General features: G+C 66.3%; 23 protein-coding genes, 1 pseudogene and 2 riboswitches. Of the genes and pseudogenes, 15 read left to right on the plus strand and 9 right to left on the minus strand.

Going from position 1 to position 23,132, the window contains the following annotated elements:
• Positions 1–14 precede the first annotated feature (14 nt).
• Positions 15–896, plus strand: coding sequence for a KPN_02809 family neutral zinc metallopeptidase (ypfJ, locus tag AC1DW9_RS16325; RefSeq protein WP_069877471.1), 882 nt, complete (start codon positions 15–17; stop codon positions 894–896).
• A gap of 102 nt (positions 897–998) precedes the next feature.
• Here the strand turns inward: ypfJ and AC1DW9_RS16330 are convergent, their stop codons facing one another.
• Positions 999–1,487 carry a glycosyltransferase family A protein gene (locus AC1DW9_RS16330; protein ID WP_441506456.1) on the minus strand — a complete coding sequence of 163 codons (489 nt, stop codon included), beginning with the start codon at positions 1,485–1,487 and terminating at the stop codon, positions 999–1,001.
• A gap of 127 nt (positions 1,488–1,614) precedes the next feature.
• Between AC1DW9_RS16330 and AC1DW9_RS16335 the strand changes: the two genes are divergently transcribed.
• The 3 genes from AC1DW9_RS16335 to AC1DW9_RS16345 all read left to right on the plus strand — a co-directional run bounded on the left by AC1DW9_RS16335 (position 1,615) and on the right by AC1DW9_RS16345 (position 4,843).
• On the plus strand, positions 1,615–2,805 hold the full coding sequence (locus tag AC1DW9_RS16335) for a PA0069 family radical SAM protein (protein WP_476855127.1): 1,191 nt from the start codon (positions 1,615–1,617) through the stop codon (positions 2,803–2,805).
• Between the two features lie 51 nt (positions 2,806–2,856).
• Positions 2,857–3,468 carry a ribonuclease HII gene (gene rnhB, locus AC1DW9_RS16340; protein ID WP_441506454.1) on the plus strand — a complete coding sequence of 204 codons (612 nt, stop codon included), beginning with the start codon at positions 2,857–2,859 and terminating at the stop codon, positions 3,466–3,468.
• 190 nt (positions 3,469–3,658) lie between these two features.
• Positions 3,659–4,843 (plus strand): DNA methyltransferase, encoded by a 1,185-nt coding sequence (locus tag AC1DW9_RS16345; RefSeq protein ID WP_476776316.1) that lies wholly within the window; start codon positions 3,659–3,661, stop codon positions 4,841–4,843.
• Here the strand turns inward: AC1DW9_RS16345 and mutY are convergent.
• A pseudogene (gene mutY / locus AC1DW9_RS16350) lies at positions 4,824–5,894 on the minus strand (A/G-specific adenine glycosylase); the annotation flags it as partial. The gene AC1DW9_RS16345 and the pseudogene mutY sit on opposite strands and share 20 nt — an antisense overlap.
• A gap of 92 nt (positions 5,895–5,986) precedes the next feature.
• Between mutY and AC1DW9_RS16355 the strand changes: the two are divergent.
• From AC1DW9_RS16355 to AC1DW9_RS16405, 11 genes are all read left to right on the plus strand, one after another.
• Entirely contained in the window at positions 5,987–6,583 is a 597-nt protein-coding gene (locus AC1DW9_RS16355) for a demethoxyubiquinone hydroxylase family protein (RefSeq protein WP_476776315.1), read from the plus strand.
• 12 nt (positions 6,584–6,595) lie between these two features.
• Positions 6,596–7,159, plus strand: coding sequence for a GNAT family N-acetyltransferase (locus AC1DW9_RS16360; protein WP_441506453.1), 564 nt, complete (start codon positions 6,596–6,598; stop codon positions 7,157–7,159).
• A gap of 48 nt (positions 7,160–7,207) precedes the next feature.
• Entirely contained in the window at positions 7,208–7,690 is a 483-nt protein-coding gene (locus tag AC1DW9_RS16365; RefSeq protein ID WP_441506452.1) for a DUF721 domain-containing protein, read from the plus strand.
• Positions 7,691–7,794: 104 nt separating this feature from the next.
• Entirely contained in the window at positions 7,795–8,424 is a 630-nt protein-coding gene (locus tag AC1DW9_RS16370) for a DsbA family protein (RefSeq protein ID WP_441488923.1), read from the plus strand.
• Between the two features lie 42 nt (positions 8,425–8,466).
• The gene (locus AC1DW9_RS16375; protein ID WP_476855128.1) at positions 8,467–11,922 is read left to right on the plus strand and encodes a chromosome segregation SMC family protein; all 3,456 of its coding nucleotides are present in this window, start codon (positions 8,467–8,469) and stop codon (positions 11,920–11,922) included.
• A 219-nt stretch (positions 11,923–12,141) separates the two neighbouring features.
• Entirely contained in the window at positions 12,142–12,489 is a 348-nt protein-coding gene (locus AC1DW9_RS16380; RefSeq protein ID WP_113512844.1) for an AtpZ/AtpI family protein, read from the plus strand.
• 44 nt (positions 12,490–12,533) lie between these two features.
• Positions 12,534–13,292, plus strand: coding sequence for a F0F1 ATP synthase subunit A (locus tag AC1DW9_RS16385; RefSeq protein ID WP_441506449.1), 759 nt, complete (start codon positions 12,534–12,536; stop codon positions 13,290–13,292).
• Between the two features lie 64 nt (positions 13,293–13,356).
• Complete coding sequence (locus tag AC1DW9_RS16390) at positions 13,357–13,584, plus strand: F0F1 ATP synthase subunit C (protein WP_043231023.1); 228 nt, start codon at positions 13,357–13,359, stop codon at positions 13,582–13,584.
• An 80-nt stretch (positions 13,585–13,664) separates the two neighbouring features.
• A complete protein-coding gene (locus AC1DW9_RS16395) occupies positions 13,665–14,249 on the plus strand; it encodes a F0F1 ATP synthase subunit B family protein (protein ID WP_441506448.1) in 585 nt (194 codons plus the stop codon).
• Positions 14,250–14,261: 12 nt separating this feature from the next.
• Positions 14,262–14,738 (plus strand): F0F1 ATP synthase subunit B family protein, encoded by a 477-nt coding sequence (locus AC1DW9_RS16400; RefSeq protein ID WP_441488920.1) that lies wholly within the window; start codon positions 14,262–14,264, stop codon positions 14,736–14,738.
• 173 nt (positions 14,739–14,911) lie between these two features.
• Complete coding sequence (locus AC1DW9_RS16405) at positions 14,912–15,667, plus strand: dienelactone hydrolase family protein (RefSeq protein ID WP_441506447.1); 756 nt, start codon at positions 14,912–14,914, stop codon at positions 15,665–15,667.
• 4 nt (positions 15,668–15,671) lie between these two features.
• On the opposite strand, the gene AC1DW9_RS16410 is transcribed toward AC1DW9_RS16405, so the two are convergent.
• The 7 genes from AC1DW9_RS16410 to AC1DW9_RS16440 all read right to left on the minus strand — a co-directional run bounded on the left by AC1DW9_RS16410 (position 15,672) and on the right by AC1DW9_RS16440 (position 23,115).
• The gene (locus tag AC1DW9_RS16410; protein WP_441506446.1) at positions 15,672–16,949 is read right to left on the minus strand and encodes a L,D-transpeptidase family protein; all 1,278 of its coding nucleotides are present in this window, start codon (positions 16,947–16,949) and stop codon (positions 15,672–15,674) included.
• Between the two features lie 130 nt (positions 16,950–17,079).
• Positions 17,080–18,654 (minus strand): aminomethyl-transferring glycine dehydrogenase subunit GcvPB, encoded by a 1,575-nt coding sequence (gene gcvPB, locus AC1DW9_RS16415; protein WP_476855129.1) that lies wholly within the window; start codon positions 18,652–18,654, stop codon positions 17,080–17,082.
• A complete protein-coding gene (gene gcvPA / locus AC1DW9_RS16420; RefSeq protein WP_441488916.1) occupies positions 18,654–19,994 on the minus strand; it encodes an aminomethyl-transferring glycine dehydrogenase subunit GcvPA in 1,341 nt (446 codons plus the stop codon). Before gcvPA ends, gcvPB begins: the two co-directional genes overlap by 1 nt.
• Before the next feature lie 82 nt (positions 19,995–20,076).
• Positions 20,077–20,451, minus strand: coding sequence for a glycine cleavage system protein GcvH (gcvH, locus tag AC1DW9_RS16425; RefSeq protein WP_113512857.1), 375 nt, complete (start codon positions 20,449–20,451; stop codon positions 20,077–20,079).
• Positions 20,452–20,483: 32 nt separating this feature from the next.
• A complete protein-coding gene (gene gcvT, locus AC1DW9_RS16430) occupies positions 20,484–21,641 on the minus strand; it encodes a glycine cleavage system aminomethyltransferase GcvT (RefSeq protein ID WP_441506445.1) in 1,158 nt (385 codons plus the stop codon).
• A gap of 57 nt (positions 21,642–21,698) precedes the next feature.
• A riboswitch (glycine riboswitch) is annotated at positions 21,699–21,796 on the minus strand.
• A 4-nt stretch (positions 21,797–21,800) separates the two neighbouring features.
• Positions 21,801–21,900: riboswitch (glycine riboswitch) on the minus strand.
• Between the two features lie 94 nt (positions 21,901–21,994).
• Positions 21,995–22,606: a hypothetical protein gene (locus tag AC1DW9_RS16435; RefSeq protein ID WP_441506444.1), complete on the minus strand. Its 612-nt coding sequence runs from the start codon at positions 22,604–22,606 to the stop codon at positions 21,995–21,997.
• Positions 22,603–23,115, minus strand: coding sequence for an invasion associated locus B family protein (locus tag AC1DW9_RS16440; protein ID WP_441488912.1), 513 nt, complete (start codon positions 23,113–23,115; stop codon positions 22,603–22,605). Before AC1DW9_RS16440 ends, AC1DW9_RS16435 begins: the two co-directional genes overlap by 4 nt.
• Positions 23,116–23,132: the final 17 nt, after the last annotated feature.

The raw sequence follows: 23,132 nt of genomic DNA on the forward strand, positions 1-23,132 counted from the left end.
ACGGGGACTCCGCCATGCGTTGGGAAGATTATCGCCAGTCCGAGAATCTCGAGGACAGGCGCAATGGCGGCGGCGGCTTCGCGGGGCTTCCCGGCGGGCGCGGCGGTGTCGGCATCGGAACTATGGTCGTGCTTGGCCTTGTCGGCTGGGCTCTCGGGATCGATCCGCGCATCCTGATCGGTGGCGCCGAAATGCTCGGGGTCGGGCGCAGTGCTCCGACCCAGGAGAGCCGCCCGGCCTCAGGCCCGCCGCAGGATGAAATGGGTCGCTTCGTTTCGGCGGTGCTGGCGCAGAACGAGGATATCTGGACCAAGATCCTGCCGCAGCAGGCGAACCGCCGCTACGAACCGCCGAAGCTCGTGCTGTTCTCGCGCATCGATCGCTCGGGGTGCGGCACGGCACAGGCAGCGATGGGGCCGTTCTATTGCCCCGAAGACAAGAAGGTCTATCTCGACCTCTCCTTCTTCCAGGAGATGCAGCGCAAGCTCGGCGGTGGTGGTGACTTCGCCTATGCCTATGTGATCGGCCACGAGGTCGGCCATCACATCCAGAACCTGCTCGGTATCCTGCCCAAGGTGAACCAGCTGCGACAGCGCATCTCGGAGCGCGAATCGAATGCGCTGTCAGTGCGGGTCGAGCTGCAGGCGGACTGCTTCGCCGGCGTCTGGGCGCATAATGTCCAGGCGATGGGCCGAATCGACCAGGGCGATGTCGACGAGGCGATGCGGACGGCGGCGGCGATCGGCGATGACCGGCTGCAGCAAGCCTCGCAAGGCGTGGCCGTGCCCGATTCCTTCACCCACGGCTCGTCGGCGCAGCGCACACGCTGGTTCACGACCGGCTTCAAGTCCGGCTCGCTGCAAAGCTGCGATACCTTCCGGACGAACCAGCTTTAGATCATCGGACCCGATCTCGTATCCGATCCGATCTCACCTTCTGGGGTTGCGTCGGCTTTCCCCGAATACCGCGATCCACCTTTCGGGCCGATGCCTTGCGTCTCAGGATACGGCACGCTCCCGGCGCACCGAGAGACGCCGCGGCGCGGCATTCAGCCGCCCGGCCAGAACCAGCCCCTTCGGCACCACAAGGCCGGCCCGCAGCCGACGCGGGCCGAATGACAGCGCGGCGCGCTCCTTGAGCGCCGCAGCAACCCCGCTCAGCGGCAACAGGGCCGGCCTGTCGGGCGCCAGCAGCAGATGGCGCTCGGTCGCCTGAATCCAGTTTGGCTGCAGGATGTCCCCGGCGCTCAACAGAAGCAGCCAATCGCCGCGCGCCTGCGCGGCACCGGCATGCCAGCTTTCAGGCACGGCCGCCCTGACATAGGTCGCACCCGTCGCATCGGCGAGGCGTTCCACCTCCCCCTCACCATCCGCATCGACGACCACGGCATGGCCGAGGAAACCTTCGGCAACGGCCGGGATCAGCGCGGAAAAAGTCGCAGCGAGTGCTCTGGCCGGTCCGTCGGCCCTGATGACGGCTGTAAGCATGGCCCATTGATTATGACGCAGCGCAACATGCCGCAATCCCGCCACTTGCATTTTGTTCCCTATATGTTCACATTGATGGTCACGGAAACGCCGATTCTTACGGCCCTCTCAGGAACGGCTCAGCGCCATGCAGCAAGCCAGACCCAGTTCGCGACCGATCGCAGCCCAGCCGCTCAGGCGGCATGACGGCGAAACCCTGTCGGCATCCGCGCGTGTCGCTCCGGCTGACCYCCTCGCCTATGCCGGCCACCGCATCGATCCGGAACGACGGCGCGGGCGCGGGGCAACGATCAATCCAGGCGGACGCTTCGAGACCGAGCAGCGCGTCGCCGAAGATGATGGCTGGGGCTCTCTCGGCGAATTACCAGCCTTCAAGACCGAAGTCGCGATCGAGAAAGCGCGCACGATCATCACGCGGAATGATTCGCCGGATATTTCGTTTGACCGCTCGATCAACCCCTATCGCGGCTGCGAACATGGCTGCGTCTACTGTTTCGCGCGGCCGAGCCATGCCTATCTCGGGCTTTCGCCTGGGCTCGATTTCGAGAGCAAGTTGACAGCCAAGCCCGACGCCGCGCTGCTGCTCGAGAAGGAATTGTCTGCACCGTCCTACCAGCCGCGCACCATTGCGATCGGCACCAATACCGACGCCTATCAGCCGATCGAGAAGAAGCTGCGGATCATGCGCTCGATCCTGGAGGTGCTGGCGCGCTTCCGCCACCCGGTCGGCATCGTCACGAAATCGGCACTGGTACAGCGCGACATCGACATCCTGGCGCCGATGGCAGCGCAGGGCCTCGCCAAGGTCGCGATCTCGGTGACGACGCTCGATCCCAAGATCGCGCGCGGCATGGAGCCGCGCGCCGCCGCGCCGGCGAAGCGGCTGGAGACGATCAAGCGGTTGTCGGATGCCGGCATTCCGGTGACCGTGCTGGTCGCGCCGATCATCCCCGCGATCAACGAGCAGGAAATCGAGCGCATCCTCGACGCCGCCAAGGCCGCCGGGGCGCGCGAGGCCGGTTACGTGCTGCTGCGGCTGCCGCTGGAGGTGAAGGATCTCGTCCAGGACTGGCTCCTGACCCACCATCCAGACAAGCTGCGCCATGTCGTTTCGCTGATCCGCTCGACACGCGGCGGCAAGGATTACGACTCGGCCTGGGGCCAGCGTCAGGTCGGTTCCGGTCCCTATGCCTGGATGATCGGGCGGCGCTTCGAAATGGCAGCCGAACGCCTCGGCTTCAACGCGACGCGGTTGCGGTTGCGCAGCGACCTCTTCCTGAAGCCGGAGAAGGAAAAGGCACAGCTCAGCCTGTTCTAGACGACGGCCTTCCGGCATAAGCCCGGCAACGATTTCTTTCCTGGACCGGGCATGGCCGCCGATTTCAGCCGCGAGGCGCACGCAATTGAGCAAGGATTCTGGCCATTGGCCGGCGTCGACGAGGTCGGACGCGGGCCGCTGGCCGGGCCAGTGGTGGCGGCTGCCGTCATTCTCGACCCCGGCCTGATTCCGGCTGGCCTCGCCGATTCGAAGGAACTCAGCGCCGCAAGGCGCGAAGCGCTGTTCGGGGAGATCGCCAAAGCCGCGCTCGGTATCGGGATCGGCAGCGTCACAGCGCAGGAGATCGACGCGCTCAACATCAGGCAGGCGACGCTGCTCGCCATGAAGCGCGCGGTTGCCGGTCTGCCTGTCCAGCCGCGGCATGTGCTGGTCGATGGCAACGACCCTCCCACTCTGCCCTGCCCCTGCGATGCGATCATCAAGGGCGACGGCAGCGTGGCCTCGATTGCGGCCGCATCGATCATCGCAAAGGTGACCCGCGACCGGATGATGGCGCGCCTGGCGACGCATTATCCGGCCTATGGTTTTGCCGGGCATGCCGGATATGGCACGGCCGCGCATCGCGCCGCGATACAGACCCACGGCCCGTGCCCGGAGCACCGTTTTTCCTTCGCGCCGATCAAGGGCGTCTGGCGGCGCTGAGCGGTTGTGCGATGCCCGCGACACGTTAGCCGTTTCTTAACACCCGATCCGGATTCAGCTGGTTTGCCAATGCACTAGGCAAAAACTGCAGCCCCAAAACGAGACGCATTTTTTTCAACCCGGAAACCCGGCTTTTACCCTGACTCCCCCAAGATCGCGACTGTTGAAGTTGCGTAAATGGTTCGGCGTCATGGGTACCTCGCGTACCGGGACTGCCAGCGCCGCCGTCCGGATTCAGGTTTCGCGTACCGGACGGCCTGCGCTGCAGTCTCGGATGAAGGCTTCGAGCCTTTCATTTGATCTTCCGCTCGATCAGGTCGTCGTCGGCGACTGCATCTCCGCGCTCGACCGCCTGCCTCCGGCAAGCGTCGACCTCGTCTTCGCGGATCCACCCTACAATCTTCAGCTTGGCGGCGATCTCCGCAGGCCTGACGACAGCCTCGTCGATGCCGTCGACGACGACTGGGACAAGTTCGCCTCCTTCGCCGAGTATGACGCCTTCACGCGAGCCTGGCTGACCGCCTGCCGGCGGGTGCTGAAGCCGGACGGCGCAATGTGGGTGATCGGCTCCTATCACAACATCTTCCGCGTCGGCGCGATCCTGCAGGATCTCGGCTTCTGGATGCTGAACGACATCGTCTGGCGCAAGGCCAACCCGATGCCGAACTTCCGCGGCCGGCGCTTCACCAACGCGCATGAAACACTGATCTGGGCGGCGCGCGGCGAAAGCTCGAAATACACCTTCCATTACGAGGCGTTGAAGGGCGGCAATGACGACCTGCAGATGCGCTCGGACTGGTATCTGCCGCTCTGCACCGGCGAGGAACGTCTGAAGGACGCGTCCGGCGCCAAGGTGCATCCGACTCAAAAGCCGGAGGCCCTGCTGGCCCGCGTCATGCTTTCGGCTAGCAACCCCGGCGACGTGATCCTCGATCCGTTCTTCGGCACCGGCACCACGGGTGCCGTCGCGAAGGCTCTCGGTCGGCGGTTCATCGGCCTTGAACGCGACCCGGTCTATGCCGAGGCGGCGCGCAAGCGCATCGCCGCTGTCCAGCCATTGCCGCCCGAATCGTTCTCCACCGCGCCTTCGAAGCGCAGCGAACCGCGCGTGCCCTTCCTCAGCCTGGTCGAGGCCGGGCTGGTCAAGGCCGGTGAGAGTGTCGTCGACGAGAAACGCCGCCACAAGGCGACGATCCGGGCCGATGGCACGCTGTTGCTTGGCCCGGCTGTCGGCTCGATCCACAAGGTCGGAGCGCTGGCCCAGGGGTTACCCGCCTGCAATGGCTGGACCTTCTGGCATGTCGAGCGCCCGGAAGGGCTGACGCTGCTCGATTCACTGCGCGGCGAGATCAGGGCGCAGATGGCAGCGGCCTGAGCGCCTCGAGCCCTGCCTCGAGCGCTTTCAGGAAGACCGCCGGGAACGGCTCGTCACGGAGCCGCGCCAGCGGGGTGAAGCGGGAGCCTTGCGGCGCCGGCGTCGCCCGCGGGGCACGCGCGACAAGGACCGTGAGCTCCAGCGGAAAATGGGTGAAGACATGGCGAACGGGCGTTGCCAGCCTGCGCCACTGCGCCGGAAGCGGAGCATCCTGCAAGGCGTCAGCGAGGCGGTAATCCGCGCTCCATTGACCGGTCGGCACCTCCGCCATGCCTCCAAGCAGCCCCTTGGCCGGCCGCGTCCGCAGCAGAACCGCGCCATCCTCGCGCAGCAGCACGAAGGCAGCCCCGTAGCGGGTTGCCCCAGTCTTCTTCGCCGCCTTCCGCGGAAAGGTCTCCTGTGTCCCCGCCGCCCGTGAGACGCACGGCGCCTGCCACGGACAAATGCCGCAGGCTGGCGAGCGCGGCGTGCAGATCGTGGCGCCGAGATCCATCAGTGCCTGCGCGTAATCGCCCGGTCGTTCCGACGGCAACAGGGCCAGGGTGCGCTCCCTGATCAAGGGCTTGGCCCCCGGCAAAGCATCCTCGATTGCAAAGAGACGGGTCATGACGCGCTCGACATTGCCGTCAACCGCAACCGCCGGCCGGTTGAAGGCAATGGCTGCGACAGCGCCTGCCGTATAAGTTCCGATGCCCGGCAGTTCGCGCAGGCCTTCCTCGGTATCGGGAAAGCGACCCGCGTGCAGCGCCGAGACCGCTTTGGCGCAAGCATGCAGATTGCGAGCCCGCGAGTAGTAGCCGAGGCCGGCCCAGGCCTGCATGACCTCCTCGCTCGGCGCGTCGGCAAGAGCCCCAACCGTCGGGAACCGTGCCATGAACCGTTCGAAATAGGGCTTCACCGCCGCGATCGTGGTCTGCTGCAGCATGATCTCTGAGACCCAGACGCGATAGGGTTCGGCCCTCTCGCCGGGCAAGGCACGCCAAGGCAGGACACGGCGGTGGCGATCGTACCAGTCCAGGAGATCGGCGGCAGTCGCAGCAGGGGCGCGCATTGCGAGGGTCATGTCCCCGGTTTAGCGTGCCGTCCCCCAGCCGCAAGATGCTAACGTCCAAGATGCTAACGTCATTGAGCTCCCGCGATCACATGACCATATCGCCGGAGAGCCCTTCACCCCGCGACGCCCTCACGATCAAGCGGATCGTGCGCGTGAACCATGCCGGGGAATACGACGCGATCCGCATCTACTCCGCGCAGATCGCAGTGGCGAAGCGGCTCACGCCCGACATCGTCCCGGCTTTGCAGCAGATGCTCACCGACGAAATCGACCATTGCGTCAGGTTCTATGCGGCCATGCCGGCACGCGGTTCACGTCCCTGCCGGATCATGAAGCTGTGGAGTCTCGGTGGCTCGCTGCTCGGCTTGATGACGGCATTGATGGGGCGACGCGCGATTTGGGTTTGCACCGCAGCGGTGGAAGAGACCGTACACCGTCATCTCGATGAACAAATGCATTTCCTACAGGGCCGAGACGCCGATCTCCACGCCGTCATCAACAGCATCCGCGAGGAAGAGCTGGCGCATCTTCATCATGCCGAAATGCAGCTCGGCAGCGAAGCAAGACACTCGCTGCAGACGATGCTGCAATCCGCCATTGCGATGGTGACCGAAATTCTGATCTGGCTATCGACTTGGGGGGATTCCACCCGCATGACACGCGCGCTGCGGCAAGCGCGCTCGTAACGGCGAACGACCATGTCGACAGCAACGCAAGCCATCCCCGCCCTCGAAACGCGCCGCCTGATCCTCAAGCCGCTGACGCTCGATGACGCACCAGCGATCCAGGCGCTGTTTCCGCACTGGGAGATCGTGCGCTATCTCACCAGGCGGGTGCCTTGGCCCTACCCGCCCGACGGCGCGCTCGCCTATCTGCATGAGGTCGCCGTGCCAGGAATGGCGCAAGGTACGGAATGGCACTGGAGCCTGCGGCTGAAGAGCGAGCCCGGCCAACTCGTCGGCCTGATCTCGCTCAGGGAGGGCGAGGACGAGAACCGCGGCTTCTGGCTCGGTCTGCCCTGGCAGCGACAAGGGCTGATGAGCGAAGCGGCCGCCGCCGTCACCGATTTCTGGTTCGATGTCCTCGGGCGTTCGGTGCTGCGCGTGCCGAAGGCCGCCGACAACACCGCGTCCCGCCGCATCTCCGAGAGTGGCGGCATGCGCGTCATCCGGGCCGAGATGCGCGATTATGTCGGCGGCCGGCATCTTTCGGAAATCTGGGAGATCAGCGCCGAGGAGTGGCGACGTCACCGGAACAGCTGATACAGCTTCTGCCCTTGTCGCGCCGATGCGCCGGTCCCAGAATAGAGCATGGCTGCCAAACCCCTCGCCGACCTGATCGATGACTGCCTTGCGCCGGCGCTCGCCGCCCAGGGTTTTGCCGGGCGCGCCATCGTCTCGCACTGGCCGGAGATTGTCGGCGAGCGGCTGGCAGCACGATCGCGGCCGCTCAAGATTGACTGGCCGCGCCGACGCCCGGCGCCCGGCGAGACATCGGAACCGGCAACGCTCGTGGTGCGCGTCGAGGGCGCCTTCGCGCTCGACATGCAACAACTCGGGCCCGTGGTCCTCGAGCGGGTCAACACCCATCTCGGCTGGCGTGCCGTCGGCAAGCTCGTGCTGAAACAGGGACCGGTCGAGGCCCCGCAGCAGAAGCCGGCGCCTCCGCCGCCCGACCCGGCCCTCGTTGGGCGGATCGCGCAGCAGGTCGCCCATATCGAAGACCCGGGACTGCGGGCCGCGCTGGAACGGCTCGGCCTGGGCGTCGCTCAGAAATCCGCCACCACGAGATGACACGGCTTCGTGAGGAAGCCGTCATTCCCCGTGAACCGATCTTGCCACATTCGTGTTGGCCACTATGGTCCCGACACCGATTTGGCCCCTTAGGATATTGCACGATGACGAACAGGCGACAGCTTCTGACCGGCGCGGCCGGGATCGCAGCCGCCGCGATGCTGGGTTCCGCTCCGGCCCGGGCGCAATCCGCGACTGCCGACCTCGCTGTCGCCGGCCCTCTGGGCGATGTCTGGCTCGGCAAGCCCGACGCCAAGGTCACCATCATCGAATACGCCTCGCTGACCTGCAGCCATTGCGCGAGCTTCCACCGCGATACCTGGCCGGCGCTGAAGGCGAAATATATCGACACCGGCAAGGCGCGCTTCACGCTGCGCGAATTCCCGCTCGATCCGCTGGCGACGGCGGGCTTCATGCTGGCGCGCTGCAACGGCAACGACAAATACTACCCGATGTCGGATCTGCTGTTCGATCAGCAGCGCAACTGGGCTTTCACCGAGAAGCCGGTCGATGCGCTGGCCGCGATGGTGAAGCAGGCCGGTTTCACACAGGAATCTTTTGAAGCCTGCTTGAAACGGCAGGATATCTATGACGCCGTCACACAAGTGAAGGATCGCGGGGCCAAGGCTGGCGTCGACTCGACGCCGACCTTCTTCATCAACGGGCAAAAGCGTGCAGGTGCGCTTTCGATCGCGGAATTCGACAAGATCCTCGAGCCGCTGCTGGCCGGCTAAGCCCACGCGCCATCCTGCCACCCTGGACGATGAGGCGCGTCGATGCATCTGACGCGCCTCAAGCTGACCGGCTTCAAGACCTTCGTCGAGCCGTCCGAGTTCCTGATCGAGCCAGGCCTGACGGGAATCGTCGGCCCCAATGGCTGCGGCAAGTCCAATCTCGTCGAAGCCCTGCGCTGGGTGATGGGCGAGAGTTCGTTCAAGAACATGCGCGCGTCCGGCATGGACGACGTCATCTTCGCCGGATCCTCCGAACGTCCCGGCCGCAACATGGCCGAAGTCGCGCTCACCCTCGACAATAGCGACCGCAAGGCTCCCGCGGCCTTCAACGATACCGATGTCCTCGAAGTGACCCGCCGGATCGAGCGCGAGGAAGGCTCGACCTATCGCGTCAATGGCAAAGAGGTGCGCGCCCGCGACGTGCAACTGCTCTTTGCCGATGCGGCGACCGGAGCCCGCTCGCCGGCCCTGGTGCGGCAGGGGCAGATCAGCGAACTGATCGCCGCCAAGCCGCAATCGCGTCGCCGCATCCTTGAAGACGCCGCCGGCATCGCGGGCCTGTACAGCCGCCGACACGAGGCCGAACTCCGACTCAGGGGGGCGGAAGAAAATCTGACGCGGCTGGAGGACGTGCTTGGCGAGATCGGCACGCAGGTCGACGCCTTGCAGCGGCAGGCGCGGCAGGCCGGGCGCTATCGCAGCCTTGCCGCCGACATCCGCCGTGCCGAGGCGACGCTCGCCCTGATCGCCCATCGCGACGCGCGCGAACATGCGGCCGCTGCCGATCGGGCCCTGGAAGCGGCGGTCCGCGGCGTTGCCGAACAGACAGGCATCCAGGCCGAAGCGGCACGCCATCAGGCCGTCGCGGCGCATGCGCTGCCGGCGCTACGCGAGGCCGAGGCCGCCGCAGCCGCCGCCCTGGTCAGGCTGAAGCGCGGCCTTGATGAGCTCGAGGCGGCAAACAGACGCGCCAAGCTACGCGCAGACGAGCTTGGCAAGCGCCTGACCGAGTTGCAGAGCGATCTGACGCGCCAGGACAGGCTCGCCGACGATGCCGCCGAAAGTCTCGCGCGGCTGACCGGAGAGGATGAGACGCTTGCCGGCGAAGCCAGCGCGGCCACGACCGTGGGAGAGGCTGCAGGAGCCTCGCTGGCCGAGGCCGAAGCGATCCTGCTTCAGGCAGAGGGTGAGCATTCCACGGCACAGGCCAGATTGTCGGAATTCGCGGCCCGCCGCGACGCCATGGAGCGGACGCTCCGTGACGCCCGGAACCGCGAGGCCAGGAATGTCGCGGAGCAGGACAGGTTGCGTCGCGACCTTGCCGCGCTCGACGCAGATGATGCCGCGGCTCAACTCGACAGGCTGACGGGCGCGCGTGCTCAGGCCGAGGAGACCATGCTGGAGATGGATTCGGCGGCAGCCAGCGCAAGAGCTGTTCTGGGTGCAGCCCGAGAAGAAGAGACCCGGCTGCGCGCGCCGCTGGCCGAGGCAGATCGCGCAGCCCAGCGCCTCGACACGGAAATCCGCACGCTGCAGAAACTTCTGGCACCGGCGGCCGGCGATCGCTGGCCGGCGATCCTCGAAGCGATCAGCGTCACGAAAGGGTTCGAGACCGCACTTGGTGCGGCCCTTGGCGACGATCTCGACGCCGCCTCCGACACTGCTGCCCCGGCTCATTGGCGCGACATGGGCAATGCTGCGGGGGACCCTGCCCTTCCCGATGGCGCCGAGCCGCTGGCCCGGCATGTGCGCGGTCCGCAAGCCCTGGCGCGGCGCCTGGCCCAGGTCGGCATCGTGCCGCGCGAAGAGGGCGCGAGGCTTCGCGCCTCGTTGCAGCCCGGCCAGCGCCTGGTCTCACGCGAAGGCGACATCTGGCGCTGGGACGGCTTCACCAGCGCGGCGGAGGCCCCATCCCCAGCGGCCCGCCGCCTCGCCGAAAAGAATCGCCTTGGCGACCTCGAACGCGAGGCGGAGGCCGCGCGCAAAGCTGCAGAGATTGCGCGGCAGGGCCTCGATACCGCCAGCAAGACGGTTCGCGCCTCCGCGCAGGCTGAAACGGCCGCCGTCGAAGCCGTGCGGCTCGCCCGCCGCGATCTGGATCAGGCCCGAGAGCGGCTCGCAAGCGCCGAGCGCAAGGCCGGCGAGACAGCCGCGCGCCGCTCGGCTCTCGATGAGGCCGTCGCCCGCCTGGGCCAGGCGATCGCGGAAGCGACGACCCAGGCTTCTGCAGCCGAAGAGGCGCTCGCCGCCCTGGCGCCGGCGACCGAGCTCGAAAGCGTCCTCCTGAAGGCGCGCGCCGTCCTCAGTGAACAGCGCGCAGCCGCTTCGGATGCGCGTGCCCGCGTCCAGACCCTGGCGCGAGAGGCGGAGCTTCGCGAGCGACGCCGCGCCACGATCTTCGTCGATATCCGGGCCTGGCAGGAACGAGCCAGGGCGAGCGCCCAGACCGCTGACGAGACGAAGCGGCGCATCGCGACTGCGGAGATCGAGCGCAAGGCGCTGCTCGACGCACCGGACACCTTCCTGGTCGAGCGCAGGCGCCTGGTCGGCGAGATCGAGGCGGCCGAGACGGCACGCCGCGAGGCGGCTGACCGCCTGGCCACGGCGGAGACCGCCCAGGCTGAGGCCGATCGGCTGGCCAGAGCGGCCCTGGAAACCCTCTCTGGTGCACGCGAGGTCCGCGCCTCCGCCGAGGCGCGCCTGGAGGCAGCCCGACAGCGCCTGGTCGATGTGGAGCGGCAGATCGAGGACGGGCTCGAGACAGGGCTCGCCGGGCTCCAGGAACTGACTCTGATCAAGCCGGGCGAAGCGCTGCCGAATCCCGCCGAAATCGAAGGTCGCCTCGCAGGCCTGAGGACCGAACGCGAACGTCTGGGCGCTGTGAACCTGCGTGCCGAGGACGAGCTCGTCGAAATCCAGACCAAGCGCGCGGGCCTGACAGGGGAGCGCGACGACCTGAGCGAGGCGATCCGGCGCCTGCGCCAGGCCATCGGCGCGCTGAACCGCGAAGGCCGCGAGCGGCTGCTGGCCGCGTTCGAGGTGGTGCACGAACACTTCCAGCGTCTGTTCGGCATCCTGTTCGGCGGTGGCACGGCCGAGCTCCGGCTGGTCGACTCGGAGGATCCTCTCGAGGCGGGGCTGGAAATCTTCGCGCGCCCCCCGGGCAAAAAGCCGCAGGTGATGACGCTGCTCTCCGGCGGCGAGCAGGCCCTGACCGCGACCGCCCTGATCTTCGCCGTGTTCCTGACCAACCCCTCGCCGATCTGCGTGCTCGACGAGGTCGACGCGCCGCTCGATGACGCCAATGTCGAGCGCTACTGCGATCTGCTCGACGATATGGCCCGAAATACCGAGACGCGCTTCATTTTGATCACCCACAACCCCATTACCATGGCGCGCATGGAACGGTTGTTCGGCGTGACCATGGCCGAGCGAGGGGTCAGCCAACTGGTCTCGGTCGACCTCGCAACAGCGGAACAAATCCGCGAAGCCGTCTGAAAAAAAGCCACATTCGGGTTCGCAATGCGGCAAGAATGCCGCACAAAGCACTAATATCAAATAATTTCAACAACTTAACACCAATCCCCATGCCTTGACAGTCGCCGGAGCGGACAATAAAGGAAACGCGCTGACAACGGCTCGGCCTGCGGGTCCGGACAGGTTCGTGGCAATTTCGGACGCGGTCGTGGCCATGACACGGTCGGAAGGGAGTTGCTGATGTCTGAATCCGACCCGAACGGCTCCGATCCGAAGTTGCGGGAAAGACTGGACTCGCTGAAGGCCGCCCTCGGGCGTGCTGAAGCCGCCGAAAAGGCGGATTCAGAGAAGGCGGGTCCCGACAAAGCGCTTGCTGGCGCGATGTCATCAGGTTTTCGCGCGGCCACGGATATGGCTGGCGGCGTTATCGCTGGTGCCCTGATCGGGTATTTCGGCGACCGGTGGTTGGGAACGTCGCCGTTCCTGCTGATCGCCTTCCTGGTGATCGGAACCATCGCCGGCCTGCGCTCCGCCTATCGGCTCGGAACGCGCCCTTCCTCACCGAAGGGCGGCGAACCGGAACGTTGAATGTGTTTGCAGTGCCCCGAACCGGGGCAATTTAGGGGTGACTTATGGCGGCTGGCGGCGGAATCGATCCGATCCACCAATTCGAGATCAAGCCGATCCTGGGCCTGCGGCCGTTCGGCCTCGATCTGTCCTTCACCAATGCTTCGCTGTTCATGGTGGTGGCCGTCGCGGTGATCTCCGCCATCATGATCTATGGCTCCAGCCAGCGGGCGACGGTTCCAGGCCGCCTGCAGTCGCTCGCCGAGATGCTCTACGAGTTCGTCGCGTCCACCATCACAGGCGTGATGGGTCGGGACGGGATGCGCTTCTTCCCCTTCGTGTTCTCGCTCTTCATGTTCGTGCTGACCGCGAACATGCTCGGCATGGTCCCGGGTTCGTTCACCGTCACAAGCCAGATCATCGTGACGGCGGCCTTCGCCTTCCTCGTGATCACCGTCGTGCTGGTCTACGGAATCACGAAGCATGGCAGCCATTTCTTCGGCCTGTTCGTGCCGTCAGGCGTGCCGGGCTGGCTGCTGCCCTTCATGGTCCTGATCGAAGCCGTCTCCTTCATGTCCCGGCCGATCTCGCTCAGCCTGCGCCTGTTCGGCAACATGCTGGCCGGCCACATCGCGCTCAAGGTCTTCGGCGGCTTCGTCGTCGCCCTGACCGGCGCCGGCATCTACGCCACACTGGCGCCGCTGCCGCTGTTCCTGGCCGTCGCGCTGACCGCGCTTGAGTTCCTCGTCGCTTTTCTGCAGGCCTATGTCTTCACGATATTGACCTGCGTCTATCTCAACGACGCTCTCCATCCGGGACACTGACCGGGCGAGCTCGCGAGACTTCACCCTTCCACCACTCTCAACTGTTTTACATCGGAGAAAGACTATGGATCCCGTCGCAGCTAAGTATATCGGCGCTGGTCTCGCCAGCCTCGGCATGGGCCTCGCCGCTATCGGCGTCGGCACCATCTTCGGCAACTTCCTGTCCGGCGCCCTGCGCAACCCGTCGGCTGCCGACGGTCAGTTCCCGCGCGCCTTCATCGGCGCGGCGCTCGCGGAAGGTCTCGGCATCTTCGCGTTCGTCGTCGCGCTCGTTCTGCTCTTCGTCGTCTGACGAGCATTCACTGCGGCTCCGCAGGCGTTATCATGCGCCGCGGAGCCGTCATTCGTTGACGCAACCTTCAGAGGCGTTCCATGCAGGTTCGCGCTTCCCGCGCACAGCGCATCGGGGTCGTATCAGCCGCCGCCAGCGTTATGGCGGTTTCGGCCGACACGGCGTTCGCGAAGGGCGCTTTCCCCCCCTTCGACCCGACCTTCTTCGCCAGTCAGATCTTCTGGCTCGCGATCAGCTTCGGTGCGCTCTATTGGCTCATGTCGCGGATCGCCCTGCCGCGTGTCGGCGAGGTTCTGGCCGAACGCAGCACGACGATCGCTCGCGATCTCGACCAGGCCACCGAGATCCACGCCAAGGTCGAGGCCGTCGCCAAGGACCATGAGCACGCGCTCGCCGAAAGCCGCCGCAACGCCCAGGCCATCGCTCAGGAGGCTCGCACCGCCAGCGCTCGCGAGACCGATGCCAAGCGTCACGCAACCGAAGCGGAGCTCGGCGCCAAGCTCGCAGCCGCCGAGAAGACAATCGCGGATCGCAAGACCGCCGCGATGAAGCATGTCGAGACGATCGCTGCCGGCGCTGCCGCCGAGATCGTCGGCAAGCTGACGGGTCAGAGCCCCACCGACGCCGAGACCGCTGCCGCGGTCAAGTCCGTCCTGAGCGCCTGAGGAGACCGAACCATGGATACCGTCTGGGTTGCGGTTGCCCTCGTCATCTTCCTCGGCATTCTGGGGTATTTTGGCGTCCACAAGTCGCTTCTGAGCGCACTCGATTCGCGCGGCGAGAAGATTGCCCGCGAGCTTTCCGAAGCCCGCCGGCTGCGTCAGGAGGCTGCCAAGCTGCTCGCCGAGTACGAGGCGAAGCGCAAGGCTGCCGAAGGTGAAGCCGAGGCGATCGTCGCCGCAGCCAAGGACGAGGCGATCCGCCTTGCCACCGAGGCTGAGGAGAAGCTCGCCGATTTCGTCACCCGCCGGACCAAGTCCGCCGAGGACAAGATCGCGCAGGCCGAGATGGAGGCTGCCGCGGAAGTCCGCGCTGCCGCCGCCGAGGCCGCTACGCTGGCCGCCGAAGGCATCCTGCGCAGCCAGATGGGCGGCAAGGCTGCCGAAAGCCTGTTCGCGACCGGTCTGAAGGAAATCAAATCCAAGCTGAACTGAGCGATCAGTTCAGCCAGGGAATGCGACGCCGCGAACCTCCGGGTTTGCGGCGTTGTCGTTTTCACATCCTGCGCGCGCCGGATTCGGCCGAGCACATAGAACCTCGCCGAGATGGAGGCCCCATCCTGATCGCTCGCCTGGCACTGGCCACGATTGTTGTGCTCGCCTGCGCCATGCCGGCCCGCGCAATGGAGGAGGTCTCGTTCTCGTCACGCGACGGCACCGTCCTGACCGGCTGGATCGCCAAGCCCGCTGGAACAGGCCCCTTCCCCGCCGTGGTTGCCCTGCACGGCTGCAGCGGCCTCTGGCGAGCCTCTGGAGGGCTTAGCGCACGCGAGAGCGACTGGAGTGCCAGGCTGGTCGCTGCTGGCTTCCTCGTGCTCCTGCCCGACAGTTTTCGCCCGCGCGGGATCGTAGCGCTTTGCAATGACCGCGAACGTGCGCTGCGGCCGGCGGATCGCGCCAGCGATGCCCTCGGCGCCGCCGACTGGCTCGCCCGTCAGCCCTTCGCCAAACCCGCCGGGATACATCTGATCGGCTGGTCGAATGGCGGCTCGACAGCGCTCCATGTCGCCGCCGATCGCGCGGCCGCGGGCCCCGGAGGGTTTCGGGCGATCATCGCCTTCTATCCTGGCTGCAGGGTCCTGCTGAAACGCGGCTGGCGCGCTCGGGTGCCGACGACGATCCTTCAGGGACTGGCAGATGACTGGACACCAGCGGCGCCCTGCCAGGCGCTGGCACGGCAAGGCGGAGCGCGCTTCGTGGGCTTCGCCGGCGCCTATCACGATTTCGACCATCCGGACCTGCCGCTCCGGGAGCGCCGCGCGGCCTATTCGCAGCGCCCGGACGGCAAGGTGACGATCGGGACGGATGTCGCGGCGCGCGCCCAGGCCATCAGCGACGTGATGGCGATCCTCCGGGCGCCCTGACGCCTCAGTTGACGGCGGTGACCGCCTTCACAGTCGCGGCCCTGGCAGGGGCTGCAACCGGGCTCGGAGCAGCCGGTGCCGGACGCGCCTCGAGCTTGGCGGGCTGTACTTTCGGCTTGGGTTTGCGCGCCTGGATCGTCGATGTGACGATGCCCTGCGGCGTGTCCAGCCCATAGATGTCCTCGCGGAACTGGACCAGCCCATCGGCGCCCTGCCAGCCGGTCAGATAGACCCAGGCCACGGGCACCGCCTTCTTCAGCCGGATGTCCTTGCGCTCGCCCTTGGCGATCTCGGCCACGATCACCGGCTCGGTCCACTCGGTGCCTTCGAGCAGCCAGGCGGCGAGGTCGCGCACCCCTTCGATGCGCGCACAGCCGGAAGAGTTGAAGCGAACATCCGAACGGAACAGCGTCTTCTTCGGCGTGTCGTGCATGTAGACCGCCTCGGTATTCGGCATGTCGATCTTGAGCTGGCCAAGCGCGTTGAGCGGTCCAAAATCCTGCCGAACGGTGAAATACGGCGAGGTCAGGCCTGCCCAGTTCACGGTCGCCGGATCGATCTCCCGATTTTCTGCTCCGAGAAGGCGCATGTTCGACTTCACGATGAAGTCGGGCTCCTTGCGCATCTTGGGGATGATGTCGGCCTTCACGATCGAGGTCGGCACGGTCCAGTAGGGGTTGAGGTTCACCGAGGTGATATTGGCCTGGAGCACCGGCGAGGGTCGATCGGGGCGACCGACAACCGCGAGATGCTTGCGCTGGACCACGCCGTTCTCGACCGCCTCGACGCTGGCGCCGGGGATGTTCACGACGACATAGCGCTCGGCAAAGACGAAGCCGTTGCTCTTCAGCCGCTCCAGGGTCGCGGTCAGCTGGTTCAGCCGGACTTCAACGGGAACGTTCAGCGCCTTGAGCGTCAGGCGGCCGACCGTTCCGAGATCGGACAGGCCGTGACGAACCTGGAAGCGCTTCACGGCTGCGATCGTCGCAGCGTCATAGATGTCGCCGGGCAAGGCCGTCGGCGGCAGATCTCCGCTCAACATCAGGCGCTGCTTCAGTGCGACGACATCCGGCCCCTGCGAATCCGGCTTCAGGGCGGAGACACTGCCGGCGAGCCTGGGCCAGCCACCACGCGACGCGATCTCCTCATGGGAGATCAGCGCCTCAAGCGTGCGGTCATAGGTGTTGGGGCCGTAGCTCGGCTCCTGTGCACGAGCGATGCCGACCGTCAGAACGAGCGCGGCAACGGCAACTGCGGAGCTCCGGACAAAAGAGCGATACATCGACTGTTCCCAAGGTGCGAAAACACGCACCGAGGAAATCATCCTCGCACATGGTCAAGGAATGCTTAAGACCGCGAGGGGATATGACGATAGGGCAGCGTCCGATCGCTGCCCTATCGATTAAGCATCCTTACTCAGCCGCAGCTGCTATCGGCTCCGGCTTCACCCATTTCAGGATCGGCTGCCGGGCAGCGCGCGTCTCGTCGAGACGGCGGATCGGGGCATGGTGCGGCGCCGCGGTGAAGCGGGCCTTGTCATTGCCCTTCGCGGCCATGGCCAGATCGCGCAGCGTCGCAATGAAGAGGTCGAGCGAGGCCTTCGATTCCGACTCGGTCGGCTCGATCAGCATCGCGCCATGGACGACCAGCGGGAAATACACGGTCATCGGGTGATACCCCTCGTCGATCATCGCCTTGGCRAAGTCGAGCGTGGTGACGCCSGTGYCYTYCAGCCACTYRTCGTCGAACAGCGCCTCGTGCATCGAGGGGTGGTCGGGAAACGGCAGCGACATCAGGTCGGACAGGCCGGCGCGGATGTAGTTGGCGCTCAGCACCGCATCCTCGGAGGCCTGCTTCATGCCGTCGGCGCCATGGCTCAGCATATAGGCGAGCGCACGCACATACATGCCCATCTGGCCGTGGAAGGCGGTCATGCGGCCGAAGGGATCATTGCCCGCCGGCGCGTCGCCGGCGTGCTCCACGAGCCGCGCCGCACCACCCTCGACATGGATGAAAGGCACCGGCGCATAGGGAGCCAGCCTGCTCGACAGCACGACCGGACCGGCGCCTGGGCCGCCGCCGCCATGCGGCGTCGAGAAGGTCTTGTGCAGGTTGATATGCATGGCGTCGACGCCGAGGTCACCCGGCTTCGCCTTGCCGACGATGGCGTTGAAGTTCGCGCCATCACAATAGAAATACGCGCCGGCCGCATGCAGGGCAGCCGCGATTTCGACGATCTGCGGCTCGAAGATGCCGCAGGTATTGGGGTTGGTCAGCATGATCGCGGCAATGTCCGGCCCGAGCAGGGCCTTGACGTCCTCGACCGCCACCGTGCCGTCCGGGCGCGCCGGGACGGACCGGACCTCGAAGCCGATCAGCGCCGCGGTCGCCGGGTTGGTGCCGTGCGCCGATTCCGGCACAAGCACGACCTTGCGGGTCTCGCCCTCGCCCTTGGCGGCAATGGCGGCCTTGATCGCCATCATCCCGCAGGCCTCGCCATGGGCACCGGCCTTGGGCGACAGCGCCACGGCCGGCATGCCGGTCAACGTCATCAGGTACCGCGCGAGCTCCAGCATCAGCTCGAGCGCGCCCGGCACGGTCGAAACCGGCTGGAGCGGATGGACGTCCGAGAAGCCCGGCAGCCGCGCCATCTTCTCGTTGAGGCGGGCATTGTGCTTCATCGTGCAGGAACCGAGCGGGAAGAGCCCGGTGTCGATGCCGTAGTTCTTCTGGCTCAGGCGGACGTAGTGACGCATCGTCTCCGGCTCGGAAAGACCGGGCAGGCCGATGCCGTCCTTGCGCGCATGCTTGCCGAGGCGGCTCTTGAACGGCGCCGGCTTCTCGATATCGACGCCGGTCGTCTCATGATGGCCGATCTCGAAGATCAGCGGTTCGATCTGCTGCAGCGCGCGATTGCCGGTGAAGGTCTCGCGGCCATGATCCACGGAGGAAGCAGCCTGGGTGGGACGTCCCTGACGGTTCAGCATCACAGCACCTCCACGAGCGCCGCCACGAAGGCCGCCCGATCCTCATCCGTGTTGATCTCGGTATTGGCGACGATCAGCAGATCGTCGAGCCCGGCTCCCGGCAGCAGGCGCGAGGCCGGCACCCCACCAAGCACGCCCCTCTCGGCCAACGCCTCGACGACCTCGGCCGCCGGCTTCGACAGCTTCAGCGTGAACTCGTTGAAGAAGCTGTCGTTGAGCAGCTTCACCCCCTTCACGCCGGCCAGCATGTCGGCCAGCTTCACGGCATTGGCGTGATTGAGCTCGGCCAGACGCGCGAGCCCGGCCTCGCCGAGCAGGGTCATGTGAATGGTGAAGGCCAGCACGCAGAGGCCGGAATTGGTGCAGATGTTCGACGTCGCCTTGTCGCGCCGGATGTGCTGCTCGCGGGTCGAGAGCGTCAGCACGAAGCCGCGATGTCCGTCGGCATCGACGGTCTCGCCGCAGAGCCTGCCCGGCATCTGGCGCAGATATTTCGTCTTGGCGGCGAAGAGGCCGACATAGGGACCACCGAAGTTCAGCGCATTGCCGATCGACTGGCCTTCCCCGACGACGATATCGGCGTCCATCGCGCCTGGAGGCGTGACCGCGCCGAGCGACACGACCTCGGTGAAGACGGCGATCAGAAGCGCACCATGGGCATGGGCCTTGTCGGCGATCGGCTTCAGGTCGCGGAGATTGCCGAAGACGTCCGGAGACTGGACGACGACGCAGGATGTTTGATCGTCGATCTGCGCGAGGATGTCCTCGTTAGCGGCGACATCGGGCGCCAGCGCCACGACCTCGTCGCTCGCCATGCCGGACAGGGTCTTCACCACATCGGTGTAGTGGGGATGCAGCCCCCCCGATAGGACCGCCTTGCGGCGCTTGGTGACGCGGTGAGCCATCAGCACGGCCTCGCCGGTCGCGGTCGAGCCGTCGTACATCGAGGCGTTGGCGACCTCCATGCCGGTCAGCGCGGCGATCTGGGTCTGGAATTCGAAGAGGTATTGCAGCGTGCCCTGCGCAATCTCGGGCTGATAGGGCGTGTAGCTGGTCAGGAATTCCGAGCGCTGGATCAAGTGATCGACGGTCGCCGGAACGTGGTGCTTGTAGGCGCCTGCACCCACGAAGAACGGAGCCGCGGAGGCTGCGACATTCCTGGCGGCCATCCGGCCCATGATGCGCTCGACCTCGAGTTCACCCTTGGCGCGCGGCAGGTCGAGCGGAGCCTTCAGCAGCTTGCCGGTGGGCACGTCGCTGAACAGGGCGTCGATATCGGGAACGCCGATGCGCGCGAGCATGTCCTCGCGGTCGGTGTCGGTGAGGGGCAAATAGCGCATCGGGGTTTCCTTGATCATTCCAGGTCCGGGCGCAGCGCGCGCCCGGCACCGGACATTCAGGTCATGGGCAATGAATCGCTGCTCACAGCGTCTTCACGTAGTCCTGGTACTCGGCCTCGCTGAGCAGGCCCTCGAGCTCGGCAGGATTGGTCAGCTTCAGCTTGACGAACCAGCCCTTGCCGGCCGGGTCCTCATTGACCGCGCCAGGCGCAGCCTCGAGCTCGCTGTTGACGGCGACAACCTCGCCCGAGACCGGGGCATAGACCTCGGACGCGGCCTTGACGCTCTCTACCACAGCAGCCTCGCCGCCCTTGGCGACCGCCTTGCCGACGGAAGGCAGCTCGACGAAGACGACATCGCCGAGCTGGCCCTGGGCATAGTCGGTGATGCCGATGGTGCCGGTGTCACCCTCGATGCGGATATATTCGTGGTCCTTGGTGTAACGGGTCTCGGCCATGATGGTCCTCCAGATCAGGATAGGGTCGGGAATCAGCGCTTGTAGCGGTTGGGCACGAAGGGCATCGGCGCGACGGTCGCCGCCAACGGCTTGCCGCGCACGATCAGGTCAAGGCGCGTGCCGGGAGCCGAGTGGGCCTTTGCGACATACCCCATCGCGCAGGGCGCGTTGAGCGTCGGGCCGAAGCCGCCGGATGTGACCTTGCCGACGATCTCGCCTTCCGGCGTCGCAATATCGGCGCCTTCGCGGGCAGGAGCGCGGCCCTCGGGCAGGAGCCCGATGCGGACGCGCGAAACGCCTTCCGCGAATTCGCGCTGGATGCGGGCCGCTCCCGGGAAGCCGCCTTCCTCGCGCCGCCGCTTCTGGATCGACCAGTTCAGCCCGGCCTCGACCGGCGAGGTCGTGGTGTCGATATCGTGCCCGTAGAGGCAGAGCCCTGCCTCGAGGCGCAGCGAATCGCGGGCACCGAGTCCGATCGGCTTGACGCGCGGATCGAGCAGGAGCGCGTCCCAGATCTCGCCTATCCTGTTTGCCGCGGCGGAAATCTCGTAGCCGTCCTCGCCGGTATAGCCGGAGCGGCTGAGATTGGCCTTGACGCCCGCCACCTTCATGCTGCGCGCACTCATGAAGCCCATCTCGGCGGCCTCGGGCGCCAGCGCGGCGAGCGATTCAGCGGCAGCAGGCCCTTGCAGCGCGATCAACCCGCGATGTTCCGCGCGGACGAGCTTCACATTGGCCGGCAGGCGCGCCTCGATATGGGCGTAGTCGGCCGTCTTGCAGGCCGCATTGACGATGAGGAGGAGAGCGCCGTCCTCGTCGGGCTCGCTGGAGCGCGTGACCATCAGATCGTCGAGGATGCCGCCATTCTCATCGAGGAGCTGCGAATAACGCTGTTTGCCGGGAGCGAGGTTGACGATGTCGGCGGGGACCAAAGCCTCGAGCGCGCGCGCGGTGGTCTCGTGATCGGGCCCGAGCAGAAAGGCCTGCCCCATATGCGAGACGTCGAAGAGCCCGGCCTTCTCGCGCGTCCAGTTATGCTCGGTGAGAATACCCATCGGGTACTGCACCGGCATGTCATAACCGGCAAACGGCACCATACGGGCACCGAGCATGACATGACGGGAATGAAGCGGGGTCTTGAGCAGCGCCTCGGCGCCTGCGGCATCAGCTTCAACGGCTTCGGCAGCCATGGCGGCCCCTTCCAGAATCGAGCGCAAGCCCCGGACGGAATGTCCGGAGCGCGCCCCCTCTGTCTTGGGACCTGAGAGATTTCCCCGAACCGGCAGGATCAGCCGGACAGGTTACACCCGTCGGTGGGCGGAGTTGCATCCGCCGCTTTCCAGAGCGCCAATTCCCACGCGGTCCGTTTGCCTGAGCGTTTCCGGGGCGGTTGCGCCTTCGGCGCCGGGCCTGGACAAGTCCGGACCCGGTCTCTCCCGCGGGGATGATGCGGCGTCAGCACAGATACAAGACGCCGCCTTCGAGTCAATCGGCGCCTTGCCTCAGTTCACGGCAAACACCGGCGCCATTCGCGACTGCAGGACTACCGGCGCCGCGCGCGAGCCGGCGCCGCAGCGCCAGCGGTGTTGAGGCCGACGATGATCTCGACGTCGCCCTTGCCCGCCGGGACGACAATGCCGTCCTCGATATGGGTGAAATCGGTGCCCGCCTGACCGGACGAGATCGTGCCGCCGACGCGCGCCGCACGGCGTGCAACGACGGTCGTCCCGCGCAGGACCTCCGTGCTCATCGACGCATAATAGCTGCCGGGGCCACCGGCCGGACCAGCCAGCACACGGCCTTCGGCACCCACCTTCAGCCTGAAGCCGCCACCGCCCGTCGGCGTGCACTCGCGCGCCACGTTCAGGATCGAAATCTGGTGCCGCAGGCTACCGCTATCGGGGCCGGACTGGGCGCGAATGGCAGCGCCACCATCGGCAATGGTCACGCTCGGGCAGACGAAGTCCGCCTCCTGATCGACCAGCGGCTTCTCCACCGGCGGAGGTGGCTTGGTCGACTGGAACATCACGATATTGCTCAGCGTCTGCATGCCGCTCTGCTCGCCCGCGGGCGAGCGCGAACCGCAGCCGGCAAGGCCAAGGCACAGCACAGAAGCAGCCAGCATAGTCAGCCGGCGAGGCATCACGTCATTCACGGCAGGGTCTCCACGCCAGGCCCGAATCCGGAAAGCGAGACGGGGATACCCACGCCCTCCTCCGGAGTCTGAAATACGATGAATGTGGCGCTTTTTCCGGCCTTGAGCTGGCCGAGCAGCGTATCGTCCATCACCACCTCGGCAACGCAGCCCGTGGTCAGGCAACGAACGAAGCCAGCGCGGCCGATGTCCTTGTCGTCGATCTTGAGACCGAGCCCCGACGGCAGCAGCACACCCAGGGGCGCCACGACACGCAGAAGCCGGCTCTTCTGGTCGGCCGTCTTCAGCACGATCACCAGCAGCGTCAAATTCGGCCGATCCTCGGCCGCGACATTCTGCACGAGCGCGCATTGCTCAGCCTTGGCGCCAGGCGGCACCTCGCAGCGCAACTGCCAATCGCCGTGCGTCGACTTCACAGCGCCCTGGGCGAAAGCCACGCTGCTCGAACCCAGACATACGCCCACGGCCGCCAGCGCAGCCGCGAAGACAGGTCCGATGAACTTGCCCATCCCCGTCATTCCCTTCA

It is taken from the genome of Allobosea sp. P4_E12, assembly GCF_056401655.1.